Consider the following 11,898-nt stretch of genomic DNA (forward strand, 5'->3'; position numbering starts at 1 on the left):
CGTCATTTCCTCGCAATTGTATTAGTGCGTTTGATTTTATTCTGAAGCTGAATAATGCCATAGATAAGCGCTTCAGCCGTCGGCGGACAACCCGGCACATAAATATCCACTGGCATAATGCGATCGCAGCCTCTAACTACGGAATAAGAATAATGATAATAGCCACCACCATTGGCACATGACCCCATGGAAATCACCCATTTTGGATCAGGCATCTGATCATAGACTTTACGCAAAGCAGGTGCCATCTTATTACACAAAGTACCGGCAACAATCAATACATCTGATTGACGCGGACTTGGACGAAATACAATACCAAAACGATCCAGGTCATAACGAGCAGCCCCTGCATGCATCATCTCAACGGCGCAACAGGCAAGACCAAAGGTTACCGGCCACAAAGATCCTGTACGCACCCAATTTACTAAAGAATCAGCGCTGGCAGTGATAAAGCCTTTATTATTGTTAATGCCTTCTTCTACTCCCATTCTAGCGCCCCTTTCTTCCACTCATAGATAAATCCAATTAGTAAGATGAACAAGAATATCATCATCGCAATGAAAGCTGCCCATGAAATACCACCTGCACCGCTATCGCGTACCAGCACACCCCAAGGAATCATAAAAGCAACTTCAAGATCAAAAACCAAAAATAAAATGGCAACCAAATAAAAACGCACATCGAACTTGATGCGCGCATCTTCAAATTCAGCAAATCCGCACTCAAATGGTGCGTTTTTTTCAGGGTTCGGGTTATGCACCCCAACAATAATTGATAGCATTTTGCCGCCAATCGCCATTGCTGATGCGATAGCAATCGCCACAATGAGAAAAATCAAAATCGGCAAAAACTCATGATATACACTATATTGCAACATGCCTATATCCTCGTTTTTGGTGCCAAAGGCGGGACTCGAACCCGCACGAGCTGTGCTCACCACCCCCTCAAGATGGCGTGTCTACCAATTCCACCACTTTGGCAAAATAAACTTAACCTTACTAAAACAGCCTTTGACAAATCACTACAAGCCCATAAGCATCATAGCTTTAACAATCAAAAACTCTACTTTAGCTATTTAGTTGACGCTGGTACTGCTTCTTTTTCTTTAGTTGTTGCATTCTTCACATCAACTGCCTGCTTTGACTTGTCATCAGCATTTTCAGCATTTGATGTTGTCGCTGCTGGAGTTTTTAGAAGATTGCTCACCGGAAGTGTTACTGTACCTTTGTTTTCTTTTGCATCAGTTGCTTTAGCCTGTTCAATCAAAGCCTGCTGAGCTGCTTGCTGCTTTTGGTAATCAGCTTGCGACACACCGCTTGATGCTTGAGCCTCGGCACCCTTGTTTGCATTTTGCTTGCCAATATAGCTTAAACCTATGCTTGTGACAAAAAAAACAGCGACTAAAAAAGCTGTAAACTTAAACATAAATGGCGCCGCTCCTCGGCTACCAAATACGGTTTGAGATGCGCCTGACCCAAATGAGGCGCCCATGTTTGCTCCTTTGCCTTGTTGCAACAATATCAATCCAACAATCAATACCGCAACAATAATATGTACAGTGATAACTAACGCTAACATCTACTCGTTTTGCCTATTTTACATGCTTGGCATTTTTAACCGCTTTTGCATGTTTAACAATTTCACCAAAGTCCTTCCCACAAAGAGAAGCACCCCCTATCAAACCACCATCGACATCTGCCAACTTCAATATCTCATCAGCATTCGATGGCTTAAGGCTGCCACCATATATAATTTTGATATTTTTAGCAAGCTCAACATGGAAGTTTGTGACGATCGAGCGTAAGTAAGCATGGACTTCCTGAACCTGTGATGCCGTTGCCGCAAGCCCTGTACCAATCGCCCATACTGGCTCATACGCAATGATAACATTTCTCAATTGATTTAGAGTCAGCTCATTTAATACCGTGCTAAGCTGAGTTTTTAATACTTCCTCCAATTTACCTGAAGTTCTTTCTTCTAATGTCTCACCAACACAAACAATGGCACAAAGCCCTGCTTCAGTTGCTTTTTTAGCTTTCAATGCAACATCGATATTACTTTCACCAAATAGCGCGCGACGCTCAGAATGTCCAACAATAGCGTATTGACAATTAAAATCCTTAAGCATGCTCACACTAATTTCGCCCGTGTAAGCACCATCATCATATTGGCTAACATTTTGCACACCAAGAGCAACACCTTTGATATTGTCGCTAACATAGGACAAATAAACATTAGGCACACACACTGCCATATCGGCAGAAAGCGACTCTGTTGATAATTTATTTAATGACTCACATAGACTTTTAATCGATAATAGTGAGCCATTCATCTTCCAGTTGCCAATAATAATTTGCTTTCTCATCGTTACTCCATATTAAGCATTTAACTTTTCTTTAACTTTTTCAACCAAATAATCTACCCACTTTTTGGTTAGATCAACTGTTTTTGCCTCAACCATTACACGCAATACGGGTTCGGTACCTGAGGGGCGCAATACCACACGACCATCATCACCTAAGGTTTTCTCGACAAAGCTAACATCTTCAATCAATAGACTCATATCATTCGCATCAAGTTTCTTTGTCAACGGCACATTGATCATCAACTGCGGCATTTTTTGACTATCAACCAGCATTGACAAAGGTTTATTTGCTTTTGTTAATAATGCCAAAATTTGCAATGCTGCCATTAATCCATCTCCGGTTGAATTATAACGAAGATCAATAATGTGCCCCGAAGATTCACCACCAAGCGCCCAATCATTCTCAAGCAACAACTCCATCACATAGCGATCCCCCACTTTAGCACGCTTAAATGGTAAATTAAGCTTTGAAAATTCCTGCTCAATCGCAAGATTCGTCATCACCGTACCGACCACACCGGGTATGTTTTCATTGTGTTTTGCTAAAGCCAATAAAATATCATCGCCATCAACCACACATCCTGTTTCATCAACAAGCATAATCCGATCACCATCACCATCAAAGGCAATACCTAAATCAGCGTTTTGATTGATAACTGCGGTTTTTAATGCATCTAGATGTACTGCACCACAATTTTCATTAATATTTAAACCATCCGGAGTTGATGCAATGTTAACAGTGTTCAAATTCAAGCGCGAAAATACTTCTTTGGCAACACGAAATAGCGCGCCATTAGCACAATCAACAATGATTTTTTTGTCACTCAAATCAATCTGATCCGCAAATGACGTCAGACAATGCTTGATATAAGGCTGAACTTCATTGATTTGACTATAAATCTCACCAAACTCACCTTCTGGCTGATAGTAAAACTCTTCATCAATATAGCGTTCGATCTGATATTCAACATCATCAGGCAACTTATGTCCTGCAGATGAGAATAGCTTAATCCCATTATCATAAAACGGGTTGTGTGACGCACTTAAAACAACGCCGGCGCCAGCTTTAAAAATTGGTACCATAAAAGCAACAACGGGTGTCGGCACCATCCCTAAATTAATCACATTGACACCAACTGCAGTGATCCCTGCAATAAACCCCGCCTTTAACATATCTGAGGAGCGTCTAGTATCCTGACCAATCACGACGACAAGTGGTAAGCACTTTTCGCGCAGCGCTTGCCCCACCGCATTACCCATCTTCATTGCAAACTCAGGTGTGATCGGATTAACACCTACTTTCCCGCGCACACCATCGGTGCCAAAATATTTCCTTGCCATGTATTTAGTGCTTTTTGCTTTTTAGATTTAAAACGCTCTACATTATGCGCTACTAAATAGAAATCGTTAAGTGATTTTCTTGGCGAAAGTCGTATTTTCGCTGTGATGGGGCTTTAAAAACACTTATCCACAGATTATCCACCACAAAAAACAAGGCAAATAGCAATTGCTGTTATTTTTCACTCTATTGCTCACGTTCGTTTCACTTGAGTCTATAAGGGTAACACGATAAGATTGCTGATAATTTTTTAAAAAGCCAGTATAGATCACATGAAAAAACTTCCAATTGGTATCTCAGGGATAGAAAAAATTATCAATGGCAATTACTTGTATGTTGATAAAACAAAGCTTATCAACACTCTCATAAATAATGGCGGTGGGTTTTACTTCCTATCACGACCACGACGCTTCGGGAAATCGCTACTTATCGACACCATCAGACAACTTTTTCTAGGCAATAAAAAATTATTTACAGGTCTACATATAGAAAAACACTGGGACTGGCAAGTGCAACACCCTGTACTGCACTTTACCTTTGGCGAAGGCAATGCCGCCTCAACAGAAGAGTTAGATGCTAAAATCATGCGCTTTTTAGATGAATATTACCAAAGTTATGAAATAGACAATGTCTACAGCGAAATCAGCAGTCGCTTTGCTTATTTGATTGAACAACTTGCCAAAAATCACCGTAAAGTTGTCATTCTTGTTGATGAATATGACAAACCAGTACTGGATAATATCGACAATACCGAAATGGCAAAAGCGATGCGCCAACGCCTTAGAAACTTCTATAGCGTGATCAAATCTCAGGATGTTAATATTCAATTTGCAATGTTAACCGGCGTATCACGCTTTACTAAAATCAGTATTTTTAGTGAACTCAATAATTTAAAAGATATTACTCTTGATCCACGTTATGCAGATATCTGTGGCTACAATCAATCTGAGTTAGAACATTCTTTTAAAGACTATTTAACCGCTGGCAATGTCGATCTAGACCAGCTTAAAAAATGGTACAACGGCTATAACTTTGCTGGTGACAAGACGCAAAGAGTTTACAACCCTTTTGATATTCTACTATTCATTGATGGTGGCTATCGTTACCAAAGCTATTGGTTTGAAACGGCGACACCCGCTTTTTTGGTTAAGATGATCCAACAAAATCGCTACTTTATCCCTAATTTAGAAGATCTTGTTGTCAGTGAGACCATGTTGTCGAAGTTTGATATTAACGATATGCCGATCGCCACTTTACTCTTTCAAACGGGTTATTTAACCATCAAAGAAATAACAGCACGCGGCAATCGCATGGCATATCGCTTGGGTTATCCCAACTATGAAGTAAAATCAAGCCTAAATGAATCTCTTGCCAATATTGGCACAACCACAGATAACAAAGACTTTATACTTGGTCGCTTGGTTAGCAGTTTTGAAGAAGGCAATTTTGACGACTTAAAGATGATTTTAAGCAGTCATTTTTCCTCTATTCCACATGATTGGTATCGCAACAACCAGATCGATCAATATGAAGGGTTTTATGCCAGCATTGTCTATAGTTTCTTAAGCGCTTTAGGCTATGACACAATACCAGAGGACGTTACTAACCATGGTAAACTCGATTTAACGATAATAATGGATGACAAAATTATCATTATCGAGTTTAAACTCGCCAAACTAGGTGACGCTAAGACCGCAATAGAACAGATCAAATCAAGGAAATACCCTGAAAAATATCTTGCTCTGGCTAAGCCTATTTATCTTGTTGGCATAAGCTTTGATACCGAAGAACGCAACGTTGCTGAATTAGAGGCTGAGCTGTACCAATCGTAAATTATTTGCAGATGAGATAAACAAGTGACATTCTCCACTAGCTGCGCCACAACGTTGTTAGATCGAACTCATAATTTGTTAGCCTGATTTCCCGAAAACACATACCCTTTTAACCCCACAATTGTTACAATACTGGCGATTTTCAACAAGCACTGGATTCTTTGTAATCATTTTGGCAGTGCATATACAAACTAAGGGATAGAATAATGGATCGTAATTTAGCATTAGAAACCGTTCGCGTTACCGAAGCTGCTGCTTTGTCTGCTTGGCGCCAAATGGGTCGAGGAGATGAAAAAGCAGCTGATCAAGTTGCTGTTGATGCTATGCGTCGCGCTTTAAATGGTCTAGATATCGATGGCACTGTCGTCATTGGTGAAGGTGAGCGAGATGAGGCGCCAATGCTTTATATTGGAGAGAAAGTCGGCAAAGGCGGTCCCAAGGTTGACATCGCACTTGATCCACTAGAAGGGACAACCATCACAGCTAAAGGTGGACCTAACGCCTTAGCAGTCATCGCCATGGCAGAAGATGGTGGATTTTTAAATGCCCCTGATGTTTATATGGAGAAAATTGCCGTGGGTGGACATGGCATGCCGGCAGATATTATCGACATCAATGCGACACCTGCTGAGAATTTGAAAAACCTGGCTCAATTTAAAAAAGTCCCTATTGAAGCGCTAGTTGTCTGTATTTTAGATCGCCCACGCCATGAAGAGATTATCCGTCAAGTCAGAGAAGCCGGTGCACGCATTGCTCTTATTGGCGACGGTGATGTTTCCGCAGTCATTGCTACCGCACAAGAAGATACTGGCATTGATATGTACATGGGCACAGGAGGGGCACCCGAAGGTGTTCTTGCTGCTGCCGCGCTTCGTTGTTTAGGTGGACAAATGCAAGGTCGCCTTATTTTCAGAAATGATGATGAAAAAGCACGTGCTAAGAAATGGGGCATTGATGATTTAAATAAAATCTATCATCTAAATGACCTAGCTTCTGGCAATGTGTTGTTTGCTGCAACAGGTGTCACCGATGGACAGATGCTCAAAGGTGTCAAGCGCAAAGGTCAATTTGCACAAACACACAGCCTTGTCATGCGTTCATTGTCAGGCACAGTAAGACATATTGAAGCCGAGCACAATTTCAACTTCAAGAAAGGCTTTGAGTACTTATAACCGAAATTAGGTAAAATATGCTTTCACACAAACAATTACTGATCTTTGCTGCCATTGCCAAACATGGCAGCATTACCAAGGCATCGGAGAGCTTAAGTCTCACGCAACCGGCATTAAGCACGGCACTATCATCACTTGAGACACAGCTTGGTGTTAAGCTCTTTGATCGCATTGATCGCAAAATCGTGCTTAATCATCATGGGCAACAGCTTTACCCCAAAGCAATGGCACTTTTAGAAGCTACTGATAAGATTGAGCATTTCTTCAAATACACACAAGCATTAATTGGTAGTTTGCATATTGCCGCAAGTAACACGATTGGTAATTATATCTTGCCGACACTTATGTCTTCCTTTAAACAACAGCACCCTGAAGTGGAGCTATCTCTTAACATTGGCAATAGTGAACAAGTTATTGAATCGGTGATTTCCCATCAAGCAGATTTGGGATTCATTGAAAGTGCTAGCTTAAGTAATCAGACCAACTGTTTTGCTTTTGCTAAAGATAAATTGAAACTTTTTGTGCATAAAGATCATCCTTTAGCCAAAGAAAAAACGGTCGATATTAAAACACTGAAAAAACACCCATTTATTCTCAGAGAAAAAGGCTCAGGCAGTCGCACGCTGATCGAGCAGACCATGCTGCCATTATTTGATTATCAATTGAATTTATTCTTGGAGCTTGGTAGTAGTGAGGCCATTATTCTTGCGGTATTAAATAGCAATGCCATTGGCTGTGTTTCAATATCTGCCTTACACAATCAATCAAACATTCACATCCTTGAATGCCCTGAAATGAAACTTGAAAGAGACTTGCTCATTGTACAAAACAAGCGCGCGCACATCTCAGAGCTTACCGAAGAGTGGCTCGATTGGGTCACTAATAAATAATTTAAATCCATCCCATAAAATTTAAAAAATTTTATTTATATAAGAGTCAACATAAACTAACACCATAACAATATTCATAAAGGTGTTTATCATGACTCAGAAATTACATGGCTTTTTAGAAAAAGTCCCTACCCCAATGGCTGGTTTAGCTCTTGGTATTTCAGGTTTGGGCTGGTGTGCTGAAAACGCATTACCAGCTAACCATAGCTTACAAATCGCTTCAGCAATTATTGCTGGCATTTTATTATTATTTGTTGCTGCTAAATTTATTGTTTGGCCACAAAAGCTGCGTCAAGACCTTGCCCACCCTGTTGTTGGCAGTGTGGTACCTACTTTTGCCATGGCTTTAATGATTATCTCCAACAGCATTAATTACGTAAGTCATCTTGCTGCTGAACTTGTATGGGTTTTTGCGGTGACTATTCATTTGCTCTTTTTAGCGGCATTTATTTATCATCGCATGCGTGAATTTAAACTACACCATATGGTGCCATCGTGGTTTGTGCCACCTGTTGGTATTATCGTTGCCGATGTTGCTTTCCCTGGTGGTGTACTACAACCATTGGCAAGTGCACTATTGTATTTCGGCTTAATCAGTTATGCCATCTTATTACCATTAATGCTATATCGCGTGATGTTTACGCATGAGATTCCTGATGCAGCCAAACCAACCATTGCGATTTTTGCAGCCCCTGCCAGCTTATCATTAGCAGGATACTTAACCGTTACCCAGGATCCATCACCTGTTATTGTGATGCTACTATTTGGTATCGCCATATTAATGACTGCAATGATCTATTTAAGCTTCGTTAAATTAATGAGCTTAAGCTTCTCTCCTGGGTTTGCGGCATTTACTTTCCCGATGGCTATCGGTTCAACCGCCTTATTTAAAACCGCTTACTGGGCAGAGCATACCTTAAACCTTGCACCGCAATATGTTAGCCAAATCCATTACTTGGCAGTATTTGAACTCATTATTGCTGCACTCGTTATTGGTTATGTTGCATGGAAATACTTCTATCACCTTGTCATTGAGAACCTATTTGTTGCTCAAACTGTTTCTTCTACTAACTAGCATCCAACATCCAGCATCCAGCATCCAGCATCCAGCATCCAGCATCCAGCATCCAGCATCCAGCATCCAGCATCCAGCATCCAGCATCCAATCAATTATTTCTGAAAAAACATAAAAACCAACTATATTAAATAGCACAGCATAAAACGGAGTTTAAGCGTGCACATTAAAAATAACAGTCGCCTTACCACTACATTGGCTTGATTATTTTGTTGATATTGTCGTGAAGATTTCACTCACCACAGCTGCTATTCAACTAATGCTTGCGGCAGTTATGTGGTATATATTAAGAAAAAGATGATTATTTACTGGTGTTACGCACTTTAGAAAAAACTATGATTTTATAAACACCCCGTCAGCCTACGGCTGCCACCCCTCTTGAAAAGAGGGGAATTGGGTAACGGTGATTTTAATTCCCCTCTTTTCAAGAGGGGTGCTTAAGCTTGCGAGGCGGGGTGTTGAAATAGAAACAGTGCGTAACCTCAGTTATTTATCTGAATCGTTATAGTAGGCGTTAACACCTTTAAGAATTTTAAGCGCTTTTAAGCGTGCTTCAGCTTCCGCCAGCATTTGACGCGCTTCTTCGACTTCTACTTTGTCACTATCACGCGCTTTCTTTAATGCTTCTTCGGCTTGTTGGCGCGCCTTTTCAGCAGCAGCTTCATTAAGATCCTTAGCACGTTCCATCACATCAGAGAGAATAATCACTTGATGTGGCTGAACTTCTAAGATGCCACCAGAGATATAAAGCGTATCTTTTTCATTATTTTCACGTTCAATGCGGACAACACCAGGCGGCAAGGTCGATAAGAGTTGTGTATGACCAAAGGCAATACCCATCTCCCCTTCCGTGCCTCTGAGGCTTACCATTTTGGCACGCGCCTCATAGACTGAACCTTCTTGGCTAACCACATTGACTTTCAGTAGTTTATCAGACATTACTGATACCTCTTAGATTGACTTTGCTTTTTCAATCGCTTCTTCGATGGTTCCAACCATATAGAAAGCCTGTTCAGGCAAGTGATCATACTCACCTGCAACAATCGCCTTAAAGCTTGCAATCGTATCTTTCAATGGCACGTATTTACCAGGGTTTCCGGTAAAGACTTCCGCCACGTGGAATGGTTGTGATAAGAAACGTTGGATTTTACGCGCACGTGATACGATCAATTTATCTTCTTCAGATAATTCATCCATACCTAAAATCGCAATAATATCTTTTAGCTCTTTATAACGTTGTAGCGTTTGTTGAACACTGCGCGCTACTTCGTAATGCTCTTGACCAACCACTAATGGATCCAACTGACGAGATGTTGAGTCTAATGGGTCAACCGCAGGGTAAATACCTAACTCAGCAATTTGACGTGACAATACGATCGTTGCATCCAAATGCGAGAAAGTTGTTGCAGGTGATGGATCTGTTAAGTCATCCGCAGGTACGTATACGGCTTGAACAGAGGTAATTGAGCCTGTTTTTGTTGAGGTAATACGCTCTTGCAATACACCCATTTCATAGGCAAGTGTTGGCTGATATCCTACAGCTGATGGCATACGTCCTAAAAGTGCAGATACTTCTGTACCTGCTAATGTGTAGCGATAAATGTTATCGATAAACATCAATACATCACGATTCTCATCACGGAAGCTCTCAGCAATTGTCAAACCTGTTAATGCCACACGTAAACGGTTTCCTGGTGGCTCATTCATTTGCCCGTAAACCAATGATACTTTATCTAGTACGTTAGAGTCTTTCATCTCATGATAAAAGTCATTACCTTCACGTGTACGCTCACCAACACCCGCAAACACAGAGAAACCACTATGCTCTTTAGCGATGTTATTGATAAGCTCCATCATAGTAACGGTTTTACCAACACCAGCACCACCAAACAAGCCAACCTTACCACCTTTTGCAAATGGACAAATAAGGTCGATTACTTTAATCCCTGTTTCAAGGATTTCAGCACTTAACGCTTGATCTTCAAATGCAGGGGCTTTTTTGTGAATTGGTTGTCTTTCATCACACTTCACAGGACCGCATTCATCAATTGGATTACCCAATACATCCATAATGCGCCCCAAAGTGCCATGCCCTACAGGCACTGAAATTGGCGCATTGGTGTTTTTGACTTCTAAACCACGCTTTAAACCATCAGATGAGCCCATCGCGATACAACGCACGACACCGTCACCGATTTCTTGTTGCACTTCTAACGTTAAACCTGTTTCGTTAACAATCAGTGCATCATAAACTTTTGGTACATTATCGCGCGGGAAAGTTACGTCAATCACCGCGCCGATAATTTGGCTAATTTTACCCATACTCATTTTTATGTCCTCTTAAATTTAAACTGCCGCAGCACCGGAGACAATCTCCGCGAGCTCTTGCGTAATCATTGCTTGACGTGCTTTGTTATATTGCAACTTCAGTGAGTTAATAATATCACCAGCATTATCAGTTGCATTTTTCATCGCGAGCATTCTGGCTGCTTGCTCACATGCGAGATTCTCAACCACACCACAGTAAACTTGCGACTCGATATAACGCACTAACAACACATCTAATACGCGCTTAGCACCTGGCTCATACAGATAATCCCAATGTCCTGTAATCGATTTATCTTCTTTTACAGCGCCCTCTTTCGGTTTAAGGATTGGTAATAACTGCTCTTTAGTCGGCTGCTGCTTGATGGTGTTGACAAACTTATTGCTAAACAGCATTAAGTTATCAATTGTATTCTCATCAAACGCCTTAACCATTACCGATACTGCACCGGTAATTGAGCTTACTGTATCACCATCGTGAAAGTTGGCGACAGAGACGATATTGACCTTACGTAAGCGCTTAAAAAAGCTCTCAGCTTTAGAACCAATCAAACATAGATCAACTTCAACTTTTTGCTCTTGGTAATGCTTAATTGACTTTAACACTTCTTTAAACAAGTTAATATTCAAGCCACCGCATAAACCGCGATCCGTCGAAACAATCACCATACCGACACGCTTAACTTCACGCGCCTGGAAGTATGGATGTGTATACTCCATACTGGCTCGCACAACGTGATGAATAATATCAAGCGCATAATGAGCGTAAGGTCTTGCTTCTTCCATACGATCACGTGCTTTGCGCATCTTACTAGCGGCAACTAACTCCATCGCACGCGTAATTTTCTGGGTATTCTTAACGCTGTTAATTTTAGTACGTATTTCACGACTACCAGACAT

General features: G+C 41.0%; 12 protein-coding genes and 1 tRNA gene. 4 read left to right on the forward strand and 9 right to left on the reverse strand.

Annotated features, from left to right (window positions below; translation table 11 throughout):
* Positions 1 to 2: 2 nt before the first annotated feature.
* The 6 genes from DNJ75_RS05880 to glmM form a co-directional block, all read right to left on the reverse strand.
* A complete protein-coding gene (locus DNJ75_RS05880; protein WP_117002266.1) occupies positions 3 to 488 on the reverse strand; it encodes a NuoB/complex I 20 kDa subunit family protein in 486 nt (161 codons plus the stop codon).
* Positions 479 to 874: an NADH-quinone oxidoreductase subunit A gene (gene ndhC, locus DNJ75_RS05885; protein ID WP_170137198.1), complete on the reverse strand. Its 396-nt coding sequence runs from the start codon at positions 872 to 874 to the stop codon at positions 479 to 481. The genes DNJ75_RS05880 and ndhC overlap by 10 nt, the downstream gene beginning before the upstream one ends.
* Before the next feature lie 20 nt (positions 875 to 894).
* Positions 895 to 980, reverse strand: a tRNA-Leu gene (locus tag DNJ75_RS05890).
* Between the two features lie 91 nt (positions 981 to 1,071).
* A complete protein-coding gene (gene secG, locus DNJ75_RS05895; protein WP_117002268.1) occupies positions 1,072 to 1,578 on the reverse strand; it encodes a preprotein translocase subunit SecG in 507 nt (168 codons plus the stop codon).
* Positions 1,579 to 1,591: 13 nt separating this feature from the next.
* Positions 1,592 to 2,365, reverse strand: a complete 774-nt coding sequence (gene tpiA / locus DNJ75_RS05900; RefSeq protein WP_117002269.1) for a triose-phosphate isomerase — start codon at positions 2,363 to 2,365, stop codon at positions 1,592 to 1,594.
* Between the two features lie 12 nt (positions 2,366 to 2,377).
* Positions 2,378 to 3,706 carry a phosphoglucosamine mutase gene (glmM, locus tag DNJ75_RS05905; protein ID WP_117002270.1) on the reverse strand — a complete coding sequence of 443 codons (1,329 nt, stop codon included), beginning with the start codon at positions 3,704 to 3,706 and terminating at the stop codon, positions 2,378 to 2,380.
* 270 nt (positions 3,707 to 3,976) lie between these two features.
* Between glmM and DNJ75_RS05910 the strand changes: the two genes are divergently transcribed.
* From DNJ75_RS05910 to DNJ75_RS05925, 4 genes are all read left to right on the forward strand, one after another.
* Positions 3,977 to 5,536 carry an ATP-binding protein gene (locus DNJ75_RS05910; RefSeq protein WP_117002271.1) on the forward strand — a complete coding sequence of 520 codons (1,560 nt, stop codon included), beginning with the start codon at positions 3,977 to 3,979 and terminating at the stop codon, positions 5,534 to 5,536.
* 206 nt (positions 5,537 to 5,742) lie between these two features.
* The gene (glpX, locus tag DNJ75_RS05915; protein ID WP_117002272.1) at positions 5,743 to 6,708 is read left to right on the forward strand and encodes a class II fructose-bisphosphatase; all 966 of its coding nucleotides are present in this window, start codon (positions 5,743 to 5,745) and stop codon (positions 6,706 to 6,708) included.
* A 17-nt stretch (positions 6,709 to 6,725) separates the two neighbouring features.
* Entirely contained in the window at positions 6,726 to 7,598 is an 873-nt protein-coding gene (locus DNJ75_RS05920) for a LysR substrate-binding domain-containing protein (RefSeq protein WP_117002273.1), read from the forward strand.
* Positions 7,599 to 7,689: 91 nt separating this feature from the next.
* Complete coding sequence (locus tag DNJ75_RS05925) at positions 7,690 to 8,673, forward strand: TDT family transporter (RefSeq protein WP_117002274.1); 984 nt, start codon at positions 7,690 to 7,692, stop codon at positions 8,671 to 8,673.
* Between the two features lie 486 nt (positions 8,674 to 9,159).
* Here the strand turns inward: DNJ75_RS05925 and DNJ75_RS05935 are convergent, their stop codons facing one another.
* The 3 genes from DNJ75_RS05935 to atpG are packed head-to-tail and all read right to left on the reverse strand — an operon-like array spanning position 9,160 to position 11,898.
* Positions 9,160 to 9,612 (reverse strand): F0F1 ATP synthase subunit epsilon, encoded by a 453-nt coding sequence (locus DNJ75_RS05935; protein ID WP_117002275.1) that lies wholly within the window; start codon positions 9,610 to 9,612, stop codon positions 9,160 to 9,162.
* A 12-nt stretch (positions 9,613 to 9,624) separates the two neighbouring features.
* Positions 9,625 to 11,001, reverse strand: coding sequence for a F0F1 ATP synthase subunit beta (atpD, locus tag DNJ75_RS05940; protein WP_117002276.1), 1,377 nt, complete (start codon positions 10,999 to 11,001; stop codon positions 9,625 to 9,627).
* A gap of 18 nt (positions 11,002 to 11,019) precedes the next feature.
* Positions 11,020 to 11,898 (reverse strand): F0F1 ATP synthase subunit gamma, encoded by an 879-nt coding sequence (gene atpG, locus DNJ75_RS05945; protein ID WP_117002277.1) that lies wholly within the window; start codon positions 11,896 to 11,898, stop codon positions 11,020 to 11,022.

Origin of the sequence: Cysteiniphilum litorale (genome assembly GCF_003428165.1) — a bacterium.
Taxonomy (GTDB): domain Bacteria; phylum Pseudomonadota; class Gammaproteobacteria; order Francisellales; family Francisellaceae; genus Caedibacter; species Caedibacter litoralis.